Here is a 17350-nt window from a genome sequence, read left to right as displayed (position 1 = left end):
CCAATACCAGCCCCTCATCCGGCTGCCGCCACCTTCTCGCGTTCTGACGGGGAGAAGGGACTTGCCGCACCGTCATGCCTCTCTCAAGACTCTCGTAGGGCATGTCCCCTCGCCCCGTTACGCGAGAGGGTTAGGGTGAGGGGCAAAAGCCACCATCGCAAATGCACAAACCCCTGCACATTTTCCTCGGTCGCTTAACAATCGACCCATCGCCGTTGCGGCCCGACATCGACATGAATGATGCCGTTGCAATAGCTGCCGATGCCGCCGATGCCAGGAGCTGTCCTGGCGGCAGCAATGATTGTTCGTTCCGAGAGGCCCGGCACCCTGATATCGGCCGCCAGGCATTTTCCATGCAGGGAGCCATGACGGCGGGGATGCGGCCGGAGGCCGGAGGTGACGATCGGGCGGCGTCCGGTCTTTGCGGCGATATGCGAGAGGATCGCTCGCAGGCGCACTGGAAAACAGCCGGCGCGCACGCTGACGGTCTGGACCGCATAGGCGAGACGCGCCTCATGCTTGGGAAGATGAATGACCGGTCTCTTGCTGTCTTGACCGGCGGCGTCGGTTGCGGATTGTAGGGCGAAAAGGCCTGCCATGGCGAGCAAACTGACGTTCTGCATGGTCCCTCCGGGCGGTTAGGCTGGCGATCAATGGACTGGCCAGCACGGCCGAGGATTTTCAGTTCAATAAAAGCTTTTCTGTGAAATTTTATACTCAATTTGAACTAAGAAGGCTGATCAATTCGGCTTAAAAATGAGCATCCTTCGCGTTCTAGGTGGAATAAACATCCAAATGCAGGAGATCACATGACCGTCCAGTCTCTTTTTCTCGTCACTCTGGTCGTCGACGATTACGACCGCGCCAAGCGCTTTTATTGCGGCACCCTCGGTTTCGATTGCCTTCAAGACGAAAAGCAGCCTGAGGGCAAACGCTGGGTGGTGGTGAAGCCGAAAGGCGGAGATGGCGCCGCCTTTCTGCTGGCGCAAGCGGCAAACGAGACGCAGCGCGCGGCGATCGGCAACCAGACGGGCGGCCGCGTCGGCTTCTTCCTGAAGACCGACGATTTCGCCCGCGATTATGCCGCGATGATCGGCGCCGGCGTGTGCTTCCTGGAGGAGCCCAGACATGAGGTTTACGGCACGGTTGCCGTCTTTGGGGATCCTTACGGCAACACCTTCGACCTGATCCAGCATGCCGCAGCCCGAACCTCTTGATTGCGACCGGCCGCCCGTGCATAAGCCGCGGCGTTAGCAACACAGGCGAGAAGCCTTGGGGCCCTCCACCAGCCTATTGAGGACGACATGAGCGAATTCAAGAAACTCGTATTCTCCGGCGTACAGCCGACCGGCAATCTGCATCTCGGCAATTATCTCGGCGCGATCCGCCGCTTCGTGGCGCTGCAGGAAGGCAATGACTGCATCTACTGCGTCGTCGACATGCATGCGCTCACCGCCCAGCTGGTGCACGAGGATATGCCGAGCCAGACGCGCTCGATCGCCGCCGCCTTCATCGCCGCAGGCATCGATCCGGAAAAGCACATCGTCTTCAATCAATCGGCCGTGCCGCAACATGCGGAACTCGCCTGGATCTTCAACTGCGTCGCCCGGATCGGCTGGATGAACCGCATGACGCAGTTCAAGGACAAGGCCGGCAAGGACCGCGAGCAGGCTTCGCTCGGGCTCTACGCCTATCCGAGCCTGATGGCCGCCGACATTCTCGTCTACCGCGCCACCCATGTGCCCGTTGGCGAGGACCAGAAGCAGCATCTGGAGCTTGCCCGCGACATCGCGATGAAGTTCAACCTCGATTATGCCGAGCATATTCGCAAGAGCGGCTACGGCATCGACATCACCGTCGGCGACGAGCCGGTGCATGCTTATTTCCCGATGGTCGAGCCGCTGATCGGCGGGCCGGCGCCGCGCGTCATGTCGCTGCGCGACGGCACCAAGAAAATGTCGAAATCCGATCCCTCCGATCTTTCGCGCATCAATCTGATGGACGACGAGGAGGCAATCTCCAAGAAGATCCGCAAGGCCAAGACCGATCCGGACGGTTTGCCGAGCGAGGTCGACGGGCTGCAGGGCCGGCCGGAAGCCGACAATCTGGTGGCGATCTATGCCGCGCTCGCCGACAAATCGAAGGCCGAGGTGCTGGCCGAGTTCGGCGGCCAGCAATTCTCCGTCTTCAAGCCGGCGCTGGTCGATCTCGCCATCCATGTGCTGGCGCCGATCACCGGCGAGATGCGGCGGCTGATGGACGATACCAGCCATATCGACGCGATCCTGCGCAAGGGCAGCGAACGGGCGAGAGCCCGCGCTGAAGTGACGATGAGCCAAGTGCGCGACGTCATCGGCTTCCTCTACTGAGGCAGATCTCCTCTTCTGCCCTTCTGGGGGAGAAGGGGATCTCCTTCCGAGCGCGAGGCGCCAAAAAACTGCACTTGCAATTTTTCCGCTTCGGGTGTCAGAGTCCGCGCCATGGTATCGAAGCGACTCTCACGGCTCGAAGGTCACCGGCGCAAATTCATGGCGGTGATCGACGGGACACCCGAATGCCAGCGCGCCGTTCATTATGCCGGCCGGCGCGCGAAGAACTCCAATGGCGGCCTGGTGCTGCTCTATGTGATCCCCAACGGCGATTTCCAGCAGTGGCTCGGCGTCGAAGAGATCATGCGGGCCGAGGCGCGCGAGGAAGCCGAGGCAACCGTCGCAAAGATCGCCCAGATCGTGCGCGAGACGATCGGCATCGAGCCTGAGGTCGTCATCCGTGAAGGCAGTGCGGCCGAGCAGATCAACGCCGTGATCGAGGAAGACCGCGATGTGGCGATCCTCGTTCTTGCCGCCGGCTCGGCGAAAGAAGGCCCGGGACCACTGGTTTCGTCGGTCGCCGGACGCGCGGCGGCGTTTCCGATCCCCGTCACCGTCCTGCCGGATACGCTGACCAACGAGGAAATCGACGCCCTCTGCTGAGCCTATTTCTTGAGTACAAGTCTCTTGATTAGGCCAGGCAATGGGCTTATCTTCTTTTGAAGAATTCTAAAGACGGCCGAGGTCTCGAGCCTGTCACATGGAGAGCCAGATGTTCATTCAGACCGAAGCCACGCCGAACCCCGCCACACAGAAGTTCCTGCCGGGTAAGGTCGTCATGGAAAACGGCACCGCCGAATTCCGCAGCGCCGAAGAGGCTGAAGCCTCGCCGCTCGCCGCCCGGCTGTTCGAAATCCCTGGCGTTACCGGCGTCTATTTCGGTTATGATTTCATTTCCGTCTCCAAGGACAACGCCGAATGGCAGCATCTTAAGCCGGCTATCCTTGGCTCGATCATGGAGCATTTCATGTCCGGCAAGCCGGTCATGGGGGATGCTTCCATCCTTTCCGAGGATGCCGATGCCGGCGACGAGTTCTTTGACGAAGGCGACGAAGCGATCGTGCTGACCATCAAGGAGCTTCTGGAGACCCGCGTGCGCCCGGCCGTCGCCCAGGACGGCGGCGACATCACCTTCCGTGGCTTCAAGGACGGCAAGGTCTATCTGAACATGAAAGGCTCCTGCTCCGGCTGTCCGTCTTCGACGGCGACGCTGAAGCACGGCGTCCAGAACCTGCTGCGCCATTTTGTTCCCGAAGTGCAGGAAGTCATTGCCGCTTAAGAATTTTGAATTCGCTCCGGCCGTTCATCTCAGGTTCGGTTGGACGGTTTATGGTTAGGCGACAAACAGTTTATTCGGAAATTGATGGCATGATCGTTCTGGCGCTCGACACGGCAGGTGTGGATTGCGCTGCCGCCGTTTATGACAGCGGCAGGAATACGGTGCTGGGGGAGGCATCGGACATGATCGGCAAGGGGCATGCTGAACATCTGATCGGTATCGTCGATCGCGCGCTGGATCAGGCGGGAGTGACACTTTCTCAGATCGACCGCCTTGCCGTCACCATCGGCCCCGGCTCCTTTACCGGTATCCGCGTCGGCGTTGCCGCAGCCCGCGGTTTTGCGCTTTCCCTCAATGTGCCCGTCGTCGGCGTCACCACGCTCGAGGTGATGGCCGCCGCGCAGCGTGAGAAGACGCCCGGCCGCGCCGTGCTGGCGGCGATGGACGCCAAGCGGGACGAAATCTATCTCCAGTCCTTCGCAGCCGATGGTTCCCCGCTCGATCAGCCGCGGGCGGCAAGTCTCGCCGAGGCCCAGGCTTTCGCCGCCGGCTTCGATGGTGAAATCACCGGTTCGGCAACGCCGCTCCTGAAGGCCGGCACCCGTGGCGATCACCCCAACGTCTTTCCGATTTCGATTGTCGCGCGTCTGGGGGCTGCCGCCCCTGCCGATGCCGGAAAGCCCAAACCCCTTTATCTGCGCGGACCGGATGCCAAGCCGCAGGCCGGATATGCGATTGCGCGACGAGTGTGACGATGCTGGAAGCCTATCTGACGCTGAAGCCGGAATTCGAGATCATCGCCATGGAGCGCGAGGATTGCCGTGACGTCGCCGTCCTGCATGGCGAGCGTTTCGCCCGGCCCTGGGGCGACGGCGAATTCCACAGCCTGCTGTCGCAGGAGACTGTTTTCGGCTTCGTCGCGCGCCAGACCAATGCCATCCTGAAAAAACCGCTTCCCGGCTTTATCCTTGCGCGTGAGGTCGCCGGCGAGGCGGAGATCCTGACGATCGCCGTGCAGGCGAAGGTCGCCCGCTCAGGCCTCGGCTGGCGGCTGATGCAGGCGGCGATGCGCGAGGCGCGCGCGCGTGGCGGCGAGAGCATGTTTCTCGAGGTCGACAGCGGCAATACGGCCGCGCTCGGCCTCTACCGCAAGCTCGGCTTTGAAAAGGTCGGCGAGCGCCAAGGCTACTACAAGCAGGAAAACGGCGCCCGCTCCACGGCGCTTGTCATGAAGCGCGTTCTTCGATAGTTCCGTGGCAGAAAGATGACATCCGCACCGGCACGAACGCCGTGCAGGCATGTCGAAAGACGAATATCTCTAGAGGCGGCCATGACCGATGTAGCCAAGACCCTTGAGGAGCTTTGCGCCGAACGCGGCATGCGCATGACCGAGCAGCGCCGCGTGATCGCACGCATCCTCGAAGAGTCGGAAGACCATCCTGACGTCGAAGAGCTTTACCGCCGTTCGGTGAAGGTCGATGCGAAGATCTCGATCTCGACGGTCTATCGCACCGTCAAACTGTTCGAGGACGCCGGCATCATCGCCCGCCACGACTTCCGCGACGGGCGCTCGCGCTACGAAACGGTGCCGGAAGAGCATCATGACCACCTCATCGACCTGAAGACCGGCACGGTCATCGAATTCCGTTCGCCGGAGATCGAGGCGCTGCAGGAGCGCATCGCCCGCGAGCACGGCTTCCAGCTGGTCGACCACCGCCTGGAGCTCTACGGCATTCCGTTGAAGAAGGAAGATCTCTGAAGCGATGGCAGCCCGGGAGTGCCGCATTTGATCGCCTGGCTGCGCATTGCCTTCGCTGCGGTCGTGATCCTTGCCGTCAGCATCGTGCTCATGCCGCTGCAGGTGTTGGCCCTGCGTTTCGACTGGCGGCTGCGCCGCAGACTTCCGCGCGTCTGGCACCGTATCATCTGTTATTGTCTTGGCATCAGCGTCCGGGTGACGGGCAGACTGGAAGACCGTCGGCCGCTGATGCTCTGCTCCAACCATTCGTCCTGGATGGATATCATGGTGATGTCGGCCGTGGCCGACGTCGCCTTCATCGCCAAGATCGAGGTGGCCGACTGGCCGATCTTCGGCACGCTCGCCAAGCTGCAGAAAAGCGTCTTCGTCGTGCGCGAGGAGAGGCGCAAAACCGGCCATCAGGCTAATGAGATCGCCGGCCGCATGGCCGACGGCGAAATCGTCGTGCTCTTTCCCGAGGGCACGACCTCGGACGGCAACCGGCTGCTGGAGGTCAAATCCTCGCTGTTCGGCGCCGCCGCGATGGCGGTGCCCGCCTCGCCGACGGGAACAGTCGTGGTGCAGCCGGTGGCGATCGCCTATACAAGGGTGCACGGAATCCCCATGGGACGCTATCACAGGCCGCTCGCCGCGTGGCCGGGCGATATCGAGCTCTTGCCGCACCTGATCGACATCGTCAGATGCGGCGCTCTCGACGCGGAGGTTTCCTTCGGCGAAGCGGTAGAATACCGCGCCGACACCAACCGCAAGGTGGTGAGCGCGACGATCGCCTCGCGCATCCGCAACCTCCTGAACAGCCGCCTGCGCGGGCGGGAAATTTCCTGAAGCGCACCGCGATCTTTGAGATGCGCCCCTTGCGCTTGCGCTCCTGGTTTTCGCGCATGTCGCTGCCGCAGTGTCGCTGCACACTTTTGCGCGGCTGCTAAAACAAGATTTTGATTTTCTCGGACGGCAAAAACCACTACATAGCCGCCATGACACAGGACAGCGCCCTTCTCCAGGCCCCGGAGCCGATGCTCCGTGACGGCTCCAACAGCCGCAAGGTTTTCATCAAGACCTATGGCTGCCAGATGAACGTCTATGATTCCACGCGCATGAGCGATGCGCTCGCCCGCGACGGCTACGAGCCGACGGAAGACATGGAAGAGGCCGACCTCGTCCTTCTCAACACCTGCCATATCCGCGAAAAGGCGGCCGAGAAGGTCTATTCCGCACTCGGCAGGCTGCGCGAGATGAAGAAGAAGAAGGCAGCAGACGGCCAGGAGATGATGATCGGCGTCACCGGTTGCGTCGCCCAGGCCGAAGGCGAGGAGATCCTGCGCCGGGCGCCCGCCGTCGACGTCGTCATCGGCCCGCAGACCTATCATCGCCTGCCGGAAGCACTGCGCCGGGCCAAAGAGGGCCAGCGCGTCGTCGACACCGAATATGCGATCGAGGACAAGTTCGAACATCTGCCGATTGCCGAGAGCCGCAAGATCCGCGCCCGCGGCGTTACCGCCTTCCTGACGGTGCAGGAGGGCTGTGACAAGTTCTGCACCTTCTGCGTCGTGCCCTACACACGCGGCTCGGAAGTGTCGCGGCCGGTTTCCCAGATCGTCGAGGAAGCCGAAAAGCTGGTCGAAGCCGGGGTGCGCGAAATCACCCTGCTCGGCCAGAACGTCAATGCCTGGCACGGCGCCGGACCGCGGGGCGAGGCATGGAGCCTCGGCGACCTGCTGTACCGTCTTGCCGAAATCCCCGGCCTTGCCCGACTGCGCTACACCACCAGCCATCCGCGCGACATGGACGACCGGCTGATCGAGGCGCATCGCGACCTCCGGGCGCTGATGCCCTATCTGCACCTGCCGGTGCAGTCGGGCTCCGACCGCATTCTGAAAGCGATGAACCGGCGCCACACGGCCGCCGAATATCTCAGTCTGATCGACCGCATCCGCACCGTGCGGCCCGACATCGCGCTGTCGGGCGATTTCATCACCGGCTTTCCGGGGGAGACAGACGCGGATTTTGAGGATACACTGAGGCTTGTGGAGGAGGTGCGCTACGCGCAGGCCTTCTCGTTCAAATACTCGACACGGCCGGGCACCCCCGGCGCGGAACTGAAGGACCAGGTGCCGGAAGAAATCAAGGCAGAACGGCTGGAACGCCTGCAAGCGCTTCTTTTGAAGCAGCAGCAGGAATTTGCCGAATCCTGCATCGGCAAGGAGATCGATCTGCTGCTCGAAAAGCCGGGCCGCATGCCGGGCCAGCTGATCGGACGTTCTCCCTGGCTTCAATCCGTGAATGTTGATGCAAAAGCATCGCAAATCGGTGACATTATCAAAGTGCGAATCACCGGAACCGGAACGAACAGCCTGTTTGCCGAACGCGCAGAGGCTGCGGTTTAACCCAAGGAGCCCGACCGCTTGAACGGACAAGAATTGGTTTCTTCTTCACCGCGCCACCCCCGCACGCCGAGCGACACCAATCACTTCGTCCTGACGTTCGAGAACAATCGGTTCGCCAGCGAACTCTTCGGCCAGTTCGACCAAAACCTCAAGCTGCTCGAGGAGCGGCTGAACATCGATGCGCGGGCGCGCGGCAATTCCGTCGTCATATCGGGCGATGTCGTGACCACCAATCAGGCGCGGCGCACGCTCGATTATCTCTATGAAAAGCTTCAGAAAGGCGGCAGCGTGGAACGATCCGACGTCGAGGGCGCAATCCGCATGGCGGTCGCCGCCGACGATCAGCTCAGCCTTCCCACCATGGAGCGCAAGGCCAAGCTGACAATGGCGCAGATTTCGACGCGCAAGAAGACGATCATCGCTCGCACGCCGACGCAGGACGCCTATATCAGGGCGCTGGAGCGCGCCGAGCTTGTCTTCGGCGTCGGCCCGGCCGGCACCGGCAAGACCTATCTCGCCGTCGCCCATGCCGCCCAGATGCTGGAGCGCGGCGCGGTCGAAAAGATCATCCTGTCGCGCCCGGCCGTCGAGGCCGGCGAGCGCCTCGGCTTCCTGCCCGGCGATATGAAGGAAAAGGTCGACCCCTATCTTCGCCCGCTCTATGATGCGCTCTACGATATGATCCCGGCCGACAAGGTCGATCGGGCGATCACCGCCGGCGTCATTGAAATCGCCCCGCTCGCCTTCATGCGCGGCCGCACGCTCGCCAACGCCGCCATCATCCTCGACGAAGCGCAGAACACGACGTCGATGCAGATGAAGATGTTCCTGACGCGCCTCGGCGAAAATGCCCGCATGATCGTCACCGGCGACCCGAGCCAGATCGACCTGCCGCGCGGCGTCAAATCCGGCCTCGTCGAGGCCCTGGAGCTGCTGAACGGCGTCGAGGGCATCTCGATCGTGCGCTTCAAGGACACCGACGTCGTGCGTCATCCGCTGGTCGGCCGCATCGTCAGAGCCTATGACGCCACCTATCTTGTCGAAGCCGAAGACGTCGGTCGGCAGGGCTGATGGCCGAACTCGATATCCAGATCAGCATCGAGGACATCGGCTGGCCCGGCGAGGAAACGCTGCTGGTTTTTTGCGAGCGCGTGCTCGGAGCTGCCGCGGTCTATCTGCGCGACAATGAGAAGCAGCCCTTTCCGACGATGCCGCCCGAGGTTTCGCTGGTCTTTACCGACGACGCCTCGATCCAGGACATCAACGCCGAATGGCGCGGCAAGGACAAGGCGACCAATGTGCTCTCCTTCCCGGCCTTTCCGGTTCAGCGGGGCAAGCTGCCCGGGCCGATGCTCGGCGACATCATCATCGCCCGGGAGACGGTGGAGCGGGAAGCCCAGGAACTCGAAAAGAGCTTCGACGACCACCTGACCCATCTGCTGGTGCACGGTTTCTTGCATCTTCTCGGCTACGACCATATGAATAATGCCGAAGCCGAAATTATGGAGGCGCTGGAGACTCGCATTTTGGCGCAGCTCGGCCTATCTGATCCCTACGAGGGTCAAGACCTTAAAATGGAACCATGAGCGACTTTACGACGAAGCCGGCGGCAGACGCCAAGGACTCCGAATCATCCTCTTCTTCGGATGAGGTCGGCAGTAGTAGTCGGCCATCCGGCCGATCCCAATCCTTCTGGTCGCGCGCCGCCCGCATTCTCCGCCCGCAGCAGGGCTCGCGACTGCGCGAGGATCTTGCCGATGCGCTGATGACCGATGCGGCCGGCGACGACGCTTTTTCGCCCGACGAACGGGCGATGCTGCACAATATCCTGCGCTTTCGCGAGGTGCGCGTCGCCGACGTGATGGTGCCGCGCGCCGATATCGAGGCGGTGGACCAGAACATCACCATTGGCGAGCTGATGATCCTTTTCGAGGAATCCGGCCGCTCGCGCATGCCTGTTTATGCCGATACGCTCGACGACCCGCGCGGCATGGTGCATATCCGCGACCTGCTCTCCTATGTCGCCAAGCAGGCGCGCAACAAGCGCCGCGGCCCGGCAAAGCCGGCCGCTGCAGCGCCGGCGATCGAGGTCGCGCCGGAGAACATTCAAAAGCCGCCGCGCTCGACCAAGCCGAATTTCGATCTTGCCCGGGTCGATCTGCAGAAGACGCTGGCCGAAGCCGGCATCATCCGCAAGATCCTGTTCGTGCCGCCGTCGATGCTGGCCTCCGACCTCTTGCGCCGGATGCAGGTGAACCGTACGCAGATGGCGCTCGTCATCGACGAATATGGCGGCACCGACGGGCTCGCCTCGCATGAGGACATCGTCGAGATGGTGGTCGGCGACATCGACGACGAACATGACGACGAAGAGGTGATGTTCAAGCGCGTCGCCGAAGACGTCTTCGTCGCCGACGCCCGTGTCGAGCTGGAAGAGATCGCCGAAGCGATCGGACCGGATTTCGACATCAGCGAACAGGTCGACGAGGTCGACACGCTGGGCGGGTTGATCTTCTCCGCGCTCGGCCGCATCCCCGTCCGCGGCGAAGTCGTTCAGGCCCTGCCGAACTTCGAATTCCACATCCTCGACGCAGATCCGCGCCGCATCAAGCGGCTGCGCATCACCCGTAAGCGCCACGCGATCCGCCGCCGCGTCAAGGAGGCTGGCGACATCACACCCGGATCCGAGACCGGCGACGACCGGCCGGCCGAATCGACCACCAACTAGGCATCTGTACGGAAATCGGAATCACCTTTCGGGCCGATGCGGAACAGGACAAAGAGCCGCTTTTTTGAAAGACTGCGAATGGGTTGATTCGCGGTTTGATGGGAGTGCGCATGGAGCGGCTTGCGGACAGGGTTATCCTCGTCTGGGGGGTAAAACGGTCGTTGCTGGCCGTCGCCGCTGGAGCATTCGCCGCGCTGGCGCTGCCGCCTTTCGGCTTTTTCGCGGCGATGTTTTTCTCCTTCACGCTGCTCGTCTGGCTGATCGACGGGACGGCGGCTTCTCCTGAAAGCGGCCTGATCGGCAGGCTATGGCCGGCCTTTGCCATCGGCTGGCTGTTCGGCTTCGGTTATTTCGTCGCCGGCCTCTGGTGGATCGGTCACGCCTTGCTGGTCGATTCGGAGGAATTTGCCTGGGCACTGCCCCTGGCAGTCCTCGGACTGCCGGCCGGCCTTGCGGTCTTCTACGGGCTGGCGACTGCACTTGCCCGGACCGTCTGGTCCGACGGCATGGGACGGATCGCCGCACTTGCGGCCGGCTTCGGCCTGATGGAATGGCTTCGAAGCACGATCCTCACCGGCTTTCCCTGGAATGCCATCGGTTATGGCCTGATGCCCGTTCCGCTGATGATGCAGTCGGCGCATGTGATCGGCGCGATGGGGGTGACGACACTTGCCGTCTTCGTCTTTTCCGCCCCGGCGCTGATCGGGACGCGACAGGGCGCGAAGCCTGGAATTGCGCTCGCCACCCTGCTATTTGCCGCCCATCTCGGCTACGGCGTCTACGCTCTCTATCTGGCGCAGCGGCCCGCGCCGTTGCCTGAGGACAAGCGGCCCGTGGTGCGGCTGGTGCAGCCTGATATCGACCAGGCGGCGAAGATGGATAACGACGCCGATCGCAATGCGATCTTCGAGACGCATCTGAAGCTTTCCGCCGAGGCGCCCAGGAATGGCGGCCGCAAACCCAACATCATCGTCTGGCCGGAAACCTCGATCCCCTTCATCCTCACCGACAACCAGGATGCCCTGACGCGGATCGCCGATACGCTCGACGACGACCAGATCCTGATCGCCGGCGCGGTGCGCGCCGAGGAGATGGGGCCCGGCACCCCGGTGCGCTACTACAATTCCATCTATGTGATCGACGGCCGCGGCCAGATCATCGCCGCCTCCGACAAGGTGCATCTCGTGCCTTTCGGCGAATATCTGCCCTTCGAGGACATCCTCACCGAACTCGGCATCCAGAATGTCGTCGAGATACCGGGCGGCTTTTCGGCCGCCGCAAGTCGGCACCTGCTGGCGCTGCCGGGCGGCCTCAATCTTTATCCGCTGATCTGCTACGAGATCATCTTTCCGGGCGAAATGACCGGCGACATCGTGGATGCCAACGCGCTCCTCAACCTCACCAACGATGCCTGGTTCGGCATCACGCCCGGACCCTACCAGCATTTTCAGCAGGCGCGGGTGCGGGCAGTCGAGACCGGCCTGCCGCTGATTCGCGACGCCAACAACGGCATATCGGCACTCGTGAACGCGCACGGGGAAATCATCGCAGGCCTCGATCTTGGTGAGACCGGCTTTATTGATGCAACTGTTGATGGGTTCGGCAATGGGTTCGGAACCTCATACCCCCTTCAGGCATACTTCTGGTTGACCGAAGCACTCTTGATATTGATTGCGCTAATTTCACGCGGAGGTTTTATTTTAGGGTTGAATTGACCAAAAACCCCTAAAATTGCATAGTGGTGTCAATCGGCGTTCTTAACGTATGTTTATCGGCGGGTTCCCGCCGCTTACAACGTGGCGTTTTGGGATGGATCAGGGGCATGCCGGTTGGAAACAGAAATTCGTAGCTAGGGCACGACCATGATTGAAAATAAGAAGAAACCGAATCCGATCGACATCCATGTTGGCAGCCGCATTCGCCTTCGCCGAACGATGTTGGGCATGAGCCAGGAAAAGCTTGGCGAAAGCCTCGGCATCACCTTCCAGCAGATCCAGAAATATGAGAAGGGCACCAACCGTGTCGGCGCAAGCCGTCTGCAGAACATCTCGAGCATCCTCAATGTTCCGGTCTCCTTCTTCTTCGAGGATGCGCCCGGCGAACATGCCGGCGCCGCCGGCGGCATGGCCGAAGCCTCCAGCTCGAATTACGTCGTAGACTTCCTCTCCTCCTCGGAGGGCCTGCAGCTCAACCGCGCCTTCGTCAAGATTTCCGATCCCAAGGTTCGCCGCAAGGTCGTGGAACTGGTCAAGGCGCTCGCTGCCGAAGCCGACGCTGACTGATCCAGCTCTTATTGCGAAATAGAAAGGCGGTCGAAAGACCGCTTTTTTTGTGTTTTTGCGGCAAAATTTGTCACTTCGCCGCAGATATAAAGATATATTTATGTCCTTGTGCGCTTGTCATCGGCGCTCGAACTGAGTACCTACTAGCTGGCTTTTATTCTTTGAGGGGAATCCCGGAATGCGCGCGAATTATCTCTTTACCAGCGAATCTGTTGCCGAAGGTCATCCGGACAAAGTGTGTGACCGCATCTCCGACGAGATCGTTGATCTGGTGTACCGCGAAGCGGCCAAGACCGGCGTCAATCCGTGGGGTGTGCGCATTGCCTGCGAAACGCTGGCAACGACCAACCGTGTCGTCATCGCCGGCGAAGTCCGCCTTCCGCCGAGCCTGATGAAGAAGGACAAGGACGGCAAGGACGTCATCAATCCCTCGAAGTTCAAGGCCGCTGCTCGCCGCGCCATCAAGGATATCGGCTACGAACAGGACGGCTTCCACTGGAAGAAGGCAAAGATCGACGTGCTCCTGCACTCGCAGTCGGCCGATATTGCCCAGGGCGTCGACAGCGCCGCCGACCAGCAGGGCGACGAAGGCGCCGGCGACCAGGGCATCATGTTCGGTTACGCCTGCAAGGAAACGCCGGACCTGATGCCGGCGCCGATCTATTATTCCCACAGGATCCTGCAGCTGCTGGCGGCCGCCCGCAAGAAGGGCGACGGTGAAGTCGCCAAGCTCGGCCCCGACGCCAAGAGCCAGGTAACCGTGCGTTACGTCGACGGCAAGCCGTCGGAAGCAACCTCGATCGTGCTTTCGACCCAGCATCTCGACGAGAGCTGGGATTCCAAGAAGGTCCGCGCCGTCGTCGAACCCTATATCCGCGAAGCGCTCGGCGAACTGAAGATCGCCGAGGATTGCAAGTGGTACATCAATCCGACCGGCAAGTTCGTCATCGGCGGACCGGACGGCGATGCGGGCCTGACCGGCCGCAAGATCATCGTCGACACCTATGGCGGTGCGGCTCCGCATGGCGGCGGCGCATTCTCCGGCAAGGACACGACCAAAGTCGACCGTTCGGCCGCCTATGCCGCCCGCTACCTCGCCAAGAACGTCGTGGCCGCCGGCCTCGCCGACCGCTGCACGATCCAGCTCTCCTACGCCATCGGCGTCGCGCAGCCACTGTCGATCTACGTCGACCTGCACGGCACCGGCAGGGGTGTGTCGGAAGACCAGGTCGAAGCGGCGATCCGCCAGAATATGGACCTGTCGCCGTCGGGCATCCGTCGTCACCTCGACCTCAACAAGCCCATCTACGCCAAGACCTCGGCCTACGGTCATTTCGGCCGCAAGGCCGGCCGTGACGGCTCGTTCTCCTGGGAGCGCACCGACCTCGTCAAGGCGCTGAAGGAAGCCGTCAAGACCAAGGTCGCTGCATGACGGATATGGAACGCCGGGGACGGGCGACCGAAGCCTTTTTCGGTCGCCGCAAGGGCAAGGCCCTGCGCGAGCAGCAGGCCGAGACGCTAAACAGCCTGCTCCCGGCATTCCTCGTCGACCTCTCGGCGGCTCCTCCGGAGCCGCTGACCTCTCTCTTTCCGGTTCCTGTCGAAACGTTGCGGCTGGAAATCGGTTTCGGCGGCGGCGAGCATCTGATGCGCCGTGCCCTGGAAAGGCCTTCGACCGGCTTCATCGGCGTCGAGCCCTTCGTCAACTCCATGCAGAAGCTGTTGTCGCGTATCGGCGAGACGGGCGCGCGCAATATCCGTGTCTACAACGACGATGCGACGCAGCTGCTCGACTGGCTGCCGGACGCGTCGCTCGACCAGATCGATCTGCTCTATCCCGATCCCTGGCCGAAGCGGAAGCACTGGAAACGCCGCTTCGTCTCGAAGACCAATCTCGACCGCTTTCACCGCGTGCTGAAGCCCGGCGGCCTGTTCTGCTTCGCCTCCGATATCGACACCTATGTGAACTGGACGCTGATCAAATGCCGCGACCATGGCGGCTTCGACTGGATCGCCGACAATGCGGCCGACTGGCTGACGCCCTACGAGGGCTGGCCGAGCACACGTTATGAGGCCAAGGCGCGGCGCGAGGGCCGGTCTTCGGCGTATCTGACCTTCGCGAAGATCTGAGGCGGTCGGCAATTTCCGGCATCCGGCTCTAAAACCGACGACGACAACAAACCGAACTGAACGCGCTACGCTCTCACTTGTGGCGCGTAGAGTTCCGCCGTGGAACGGTTGCAATTGCCGCTGACGCGACTATTTCCGTGCTGGCCACCCTCCGCTCAAATGGAAGGGAGAAAATGACCGGGAGCATGTCATGTGCCGAAATATAAACCCCTTTTCAATTTCGATCCGCCAGCGACGGACGACGAGGTCCACGATGCCGCGCTCCAGTTCGTGCGCAAGGTGAGCGGAACGACCAAACCGTCGAAGCGCAATGAGCTCGCATTCGAGCACGCGGTCAGTTCGATCACGGCCTGTGCCCGCGAGCTGCTCGATTCGCTGGAAACGTCTCAACCTCCTCGTGATCGCGAAGAGGTTGCGGCAAAGGCGCGCGCGATCAGCGGTCCGGTTCGCGTAAGAGAGCTCCGTCACGCACGGGAGATCTCAATCAAGCCTCAAGTGGCCTACCTGACGGCTTTCGGTCCGAAGCGGACTATCAGTTCATTTCAGGTGGACGACCGCTATGCGCCCACAAGCGGACATGGGCGGCCCGCCGATCGACACCGTTTGCCAAATCCGCAATCTGAACCAGGCTGCTATGCATCAGAAGCCTATCAGCGCGAGAGGGTCACGTTTCCGACACGACAATCCGGCGGAGAGAGTCGCCGCCAATAGGTGATGGCCAAAGCCTTGGTTTCATCGTTGATGATCCTATATCTGGCTTCCACTGCGGCGACAGTGTTGATTTTTCAGATCGGTATTGGCTTCATGAGCGGCGACTGTGTTCAGGAACCGGTCGAGCATCGAGTTGAAGCTCTCCGGCTTCTCCCAGAAGGGCGCGTGTCCAGCCCCTTCTATTACATGCGCTTTGCCTTCGAAGAGCAACTGGATGTTCAGGCCCGAAAAATAGCTGAGTTTGACAAAGGGGTCATAAAATCCATTCACAAAAGCAATGGGTATATCAGCCTGTTCGACGGTGCGGCGCTGATCCACCCCCTGCCCCCGCAACATTGCGCGAGAAAAAACGCTCCTTAGTCTCCCGTCCGCGCGCGCTATGGCATCGCGAAAGGAGGGGTTACTCGTGTCTCCAAAGCAAAGAGACTGAAACCGCTCCACATCACGCGATGTAAAGTTCTCTTTTGATGCCAGAAGAATATCAAATGATGGATGGAATCCCCGCAGCATTCCGAGGAGACCGCTGTGGATCGGTGGCGTGCCGCACAACATCAGGCCCGAAATGCCGTTGCTGCTGCCCGCCATCTGAATCGCGACGTGACCGCCAAGCGACCATCCCAGCACGGGAAAGCGATGAAGTCCCAGGCGGGCTGCCACCTCTCCTATGCAGTCGGCAAGACCGGTGACGGTGTAAGTTGACTGCGGATCTCGAGCGTCGCTCGATTCGCCATGTCCCGGAAGATCGAGCGCAATCAGACGCCAATTCCGGGACAAATGGCTGTGTAGTTGCTGTGAAAAGACCGTCCGTGAGCTGCCCGAACCGTGTATCATAACCAGTGGTGCAGCGCCATCAATAGTGTCACTGATGCGCACAGCGCCGTGGCTGGTGTCGATTGTACAGTGAAATATGTCCATAAACTGCGACCCCTAACGCGCAGCCAAAGTCTTGCACGAAAATATCTATGGCAGGTGCATGATCATCGTAAACCAGATCTGAACCAGGTCGTGCAATCACGACACGTTTCGGTGCGGTTATGCATCAATACACAATCATTTGCCTTGGCGTTGTATACGGGTTAGGTCTGTCGCAGCAGCAATTGCAACCAACCTTTCAAGGTGGACATCACGATGCAATTTCTTCTGGACTTTGTTATTTCGATCACCAGCCTGAGTGTCGTCGGGTTCTACGCGTGGTCGTTGCGAGGCCACTTCAACTCGCCGAAGATGGAAGCCGGAGCAAAGCTGATCACCGTCGTCGTCATCGCGACGACGGCGTTTTTCCTGTACCTGGTTTGGTCCGGGACGCAGATGCTATGGGTACAGGTAGTCGGACTGGGATTTGAAATCGGGTCGGCGGGCTTGTTCTGGTGGGCGGTGTCGGCGTCGCGAGAGGCCAGGTTGCGCTTTGTGTTCACCCTCGATCACCCAGATAGTCTTGTCACCGACGGTCCCTATCGCTACCTGCGGCACCCTTTTTACACGTCCTACCTGCTCTTCTGGTCGGGGTGGGCGCTGGCATCTTGGTCGATATGGTCGATCCTGCCGGTCTTATTTTTTACGGTTGTCTACGTGATTGCAGCCCGCAACGAGGAGAGGAAATTCGCCCTATCACCGCTGGCATCCGAATATGAAGCCTATCGGCGCAAGACGGGCTTGCTGACGCCGTGGTTCGATTGGCGATAATGTCGCGACATCCGTCCCGACCGCA

General features: G+C 61.2%; 19 protein-coding genes and 1 pseudogene. 18 read left to right on the top strand and 2 right to left on the bottom strand.

All coding sequences use genetic code 11. The features are described 5' to 3' along the window. Nucleotides 1-194 precede the first annotated feature (194 nt). Entirely contained in the window at nucleotides 195-623 is a 429-nt protein-coding gene (locus tag Tal182_RS02165) for a D-Ala-D-Ala carboxypeptidase family metallohydrolase (RefSeq protein WP_085857924.1), read from the bottom strand. Between the two features lie 186 nt (nucleotides 624-809). Here Tal182_RS02165 and Tal182_RS02160 point away from each other — a divergent pair, with 186 nt between their 5' ends. The 17 genes and pseudogenes from Tal182_RS02160 (at nucleotide 810) to Tal182_RS02080 (ending at nucleotide 15385) form a co-directional block, all read left to right on the top strand. Further along, nucleotides 810-1217, top strand: coding sequence for a VOC family protein (locus tag Tal182_RS02160; RefSeq protein ID WP_085857923.1), 408 nt, complete (start codon nucleotides 810-812; stop codon nucleotides 1215-1217). An 87-nt stretch (nucleotides 1218-1304) separates the two neighbouring features. Continuing rightward, nucleotides 1305-2369: a tryptophan--tRNA ligase gene (trpS, locus tag Tal182_RS02155; protein WP_085857922.1), complete on the top strand. Its 1065-nt coding sequence runs from the start codon at nucleotides 1305-1307 to the stop codon at nucleotides 2367-2369. Nucleotides 2370-2480: 111 nt separating this feature from the next. Further along, nucleotides 2481-2972 (top strand): universal stress protein, encoded by a 492-nt coding sequence (locus Tal182_RS02150; RefSeq protein WP_011423764.1) that lies wholly within the window; start codon nucleotides 2481-2483, stop codon nucleotides 2970-2972. Nucleotides 2973-3081: 109 nt separating this feature from the next. Next, nucleotides 3082-3648, top strand: coding sequence for a NifU family protein (locus Tal182_RS02145; protein WP_085857921.1), 567 nt, complete (start codon nucleotides 3082-3084; stop codon nucleotides 3646-3648). Between the two features lie 89 nt (nucleotides 3649-3737). Next, nucleotides 3738-4400 (top strand): tRNA (adenosine(37)-N6)-threonylcarbamoyltransferase complex dimerization subunit type 1 TsaB, encoded by a 663-nt coding sequence (gene tsaB / locus Tal182_RS02140; RefSeq protein ID WP_085857920.1) that lies wholly within the window; start codon nucleotides 3738-3740, stop codon nucleotides 4398-4400. Nucleotides 4401-4402: 2 nt separating this feature from the next. Next, nucleotides 4403-4897, top strand: coding sequence for an N-acetyltransferase (locus tag Tal182_RS02135; protein ID WP_085857919.1), 495 nt, complete (start codon nucleotides 4403-4405; stop codon nucleotides 4895-4897). An 81-nt stretch (nucleotides 4898-4978) separates the two neighbouring features. Beyond that, the gene (locus Tal182_RS02130) at nucleotides 4979-5407 is read left to right on the top strand and encodes a Fur family transcriptional regulator (RefSeq protein ID WP_085776722.1); all 429 of its coding nucleotides are present in this window, start codon (nucleotides 4979-4981) and stop codon (nucleotides 5405-5407) included. 27 nt (nucleotides 5408-5434) lie between these two features. Next, nucleotides 5435-6232, top strand: a complete 798-nt coding sequence (locus Tal182_RS02125) for a lysophospholipid acyltransferase family protein (protein ID WP_085860774.1) — start codon at nucleotides 5435-5437, stop codon at nucleotides 6230-6232. Between the two features lie 149 nt (nucleotides 6233-6381). Further along, on the top strand, nucleotides 6382-7791 hold the full coding sequence (miaB, locus tag Tal182_RS02120) for a tRNA (N6-isopentenyl adenosine(37)-C2)-methylthiotransferase MiaB (RefSeq protein ID WP_085860773.1): 1410 nt from the start codon (nucleotides 6382-6384) through the stop codon (nucleotides 7789-7791). Nucleotides 7792-7809: 18 nt separating this feature from the next. After that, entirely contained in the window at nucleotides 7810-8862 is a 1053-nt protein-coding gene (locus tag Tal182_RS02115; RefSeq protein WP_064800439.1) for a PhoH family protein, read from the top strand. Beyond that, entirely contained in the window at nucleotides 8862-9377 is a 516-nt protein-coding gene (gene ybeY, locus Tal182_RS02110; protein ID WP_085857918.1) for an rRNA maturation RNase YbeY, read from the top strand. The genes Tal182_RS02115 and ybeY overlap by 1 nt, the downstream gene beginning before the upstream one ends. Beyond that, on the top strand, nucleotides 9374-10519 hold the full coding sequence (locus Tal182_RS02105; protein WP_085857917.1) for a hemolysin family protein: 1146 nt from the start codon (nucleotides 9374-9376) through the stop codon (nucleotides 10517-10519). The genes ybeY and Tal182_RS02105 overlap by 4 nt, the downstream gene beginning before the upstream one ends. A gap of 110 nt (nucleotides 10520-10629) precedes the next feature. Further along, nucleotides 10630-12234, top strand: coding sequence for an apolipoprotein N-acyltransferase (lnt, locus tag Tal182_RS02100; RefSeq protein WP_085857916.1), 1605 nt, complete (start codon nucleotides 10630-10632; stop codon nucleotides 12232-12234). Between the two features lie 147 nt (nucleotides 12235-12381). After that, nucleotides 12382-12801, top strand: a complete 420-nt coding sequence (locus Tal182_RS02095) for a helix-turn-helix domain-containing protein (RefSeq protein WP_011423753.1) — start codon at nucleotides 12382-12384, stop codon at nucleotides 12799-12801. Between the two features lie 178 nt (nucleotides 12802-12979). Next, complete coding sequence (gene metK / locus Tal182_RS02090) at nucleotides 12980-14233, top strand: methionine adenosyltransferase (protein WP_064800435.1); 1254 nt, start codon at nucleotides 12980-12982, stop codon at nucleotides 14231-14233. Then, nucleotides 14230-14931: a tRNA (guanosine(46)-N(7))-methyltransferase TrmB gene (locus Tal182_RS02085; RefSeq protein WP_085857915.1), complete on the top strand. Its 702-nt coding sequence runs from the start codon at nucleotides 14230-14232 to the stop codon at nucleotides 14929-14931. The genes metK and Tal182_RS02085 overlap by 4 nt, the downstream gene beginning before the upstream one ends. Nucleotides 14932-15123: 192 nt before the next feature. After that, nucleotides 15124-15385: pseudogene (locus Tal182_RS02080) on the top strand (DUF2277 domain-containing protein). A 293-nt stretch (nucleotides 15386-15678) separates the two neighbouring features. On the opposite strand, the gene Tal182_RS02075 reads toward Tal182_RS02080, so the two are convergent. Next, nucleotides 15679-16557, bottom strand: coding sequence for an alpha/beta hydrolase (locus Tal182_RS02075; RefSeq protein ID WP_064800433.1), 879 nt, complete (start codon nucleotides 16555-16557; stop codon nucleotides 15679-15681). Nucleotides 16558-16770: 213 nt separating this feature from the next. Here Tal182_RS02075 and Tal182_RS02070 point away from each other — a divergent pair, with 213 nt between their 5' ends. Further along, nucleotides 16771-17325 carry an isoprenylcysteine carboxylmethyltransferase family protein gene (locus Tal182_RS02070; protein WP_064800432.1) on the top strand — a complete coding sequence of 185 codons (555 nt, stop codon included), beginning with the start codon at nucleotides 16771-16773 and terminating at the stop codon, nucleotides 17323-17325. Nucleotides 17326-17350 lie beyond the last annotated feature (25 nt).

This window comes from Rhizobium sp. TAL182 (genome assembly GCF_002117725.1).
Taxonomy (GTDB): Bacteria; Pseudomonadota; Alphaproteobacteria; order Rhizobiales; family Rhizobiaceae; genus Rhizobium; species Rhizobium esperanzae.
The sequence above is the reverse complement of the archived record's forward strand: the minus strand, read 5'-3'. Positions and strand labels throughout refer to the sequence as shown.

What these genes read in the sequence shown, in the direction of transcription:
- Tal182_RS02145 (WP_085857921.1), top strand. Translation starts at nt 3,082, where the DNA reads ATGTTCATTCAGACCGAAGCCACGCCGAACCCCGCCACACAGAAGTTC.
- Tal182_RS02130 (WP_085776722.1), top strand. Translation starts at nt 4,979, where the DNA reads ATGACCGATGTAGCCAAGACCCTTGAGGAGCTTTGCGCCGAACGCGGC.
- Tal182_RS02135 (WP_085857919.1), top strand. Translation starts at nt 4,403, where the DNA reads ATGCTGGAAGCCTATCTGACGCTGAAGCCGGAATTCGAGATCATCGCC.
- tsaB (WP_085857920.1), top strand. Translation starts at nt 3,738, where the DNA reads ATGATCGTTCTGGCGCTCGACACGGCAGGTGTGGATTGCGCTGCCGCC.
- Tal182_RS02095 (WP_011423753.1), top strand. Translation starts at nt 12,382, where the DNA reads ATGATTGAAAATAAGAAGAAACCGAATCCGATCGACATCCATGTTGGC.
- Tal182_RS02085 (WP_085857915.1), top strand. Translation starts at nt 14,230, where the DNA reads ATGACGGATATGGAACGCCGGGGACGGGCGACCGAAGCCTTTTTCGGT.
- Tal182_RS02160 (WP_085857923.1), top strand. Translation starts at nt 810, where the DNA reads ATGACCGTCCAGTCTCTTTTTCTCGTCACTCTGGTCGTCGACGATTAC.
- Tal182_RS02165 (WP_085857924.1), bottom strand. Translation starts at nt 623, where the DNA reads ATGCAGAACGTCAGTTTGCTCGCCATGGCAGGCCTTTTCGCCCTACAA.
- trpS (WP_085857922.1), top strand. Translation starts at nt 1,305, where the DNA reads ATGAGCGAATTCAAGAAACTCGTATTCTCCGGCGTACAGCCGACCGGC.
- Tal182_RS02105 (WP_085857917.1), top strand. Translation starts at nt 9,374, where the DNA reads ATGAGCGACTTTACGACGAAGCCGGCGGCAGACGCCAAGGACTCCGAA.
- Tal182_RS02075 (WP_064800433.1), bottom strand. Translation starts at nt 16,557, where the DNA reads ATGGACATATTTCACTGTACAATCGACACCAGCCACGGCGCTGTGCGC.
- miaB (WP_085860773.1), top strand. Translation starts at nt 6,382, where the DNA reads ATGACACAGGACAGCGCCCTTCTCCAGGCCCCGGAGCCGATGCTCCGT.
- lnt (WP_085857916.1), top strand. Translation starts at nt 10,630, where the DNA reads ATGGAGCGGCTTGCGGACAGGGTTATCCTCGTCTGGGGGGTAAAACGG.
- Tal182_RS02070 (WP_064800432.1), top strand. Translation starts at nt 16,771, where the DNA reads ATGCAATTTCTTCTGGACTTTGTTATTTCGATCACCAGCCTGAGTGTC.
- Tal182_RS02150 (WP_011423764.1), top strand. Translation starts at nt 2,481, where the DNA reads ATGGTATCGAAGCGACTCTCACGGCTCGAAGGTCACCGGCGCAAATTC.
- metK (WP_064800435.1), top strand. Translation starts at nt 12,980, where the DNA reads ATGCGCGCGAATTATCTCTTTACCAGCGAATCTGTTGCCGAAGGTCAT.
- ybeY (WP_085857918.1), top strand. Translation starts at nt 8,862, where the DNA reads ATGGCCGAACTCGATATCCAGATCAGCATCGAGGACATCGGCTGGCCC.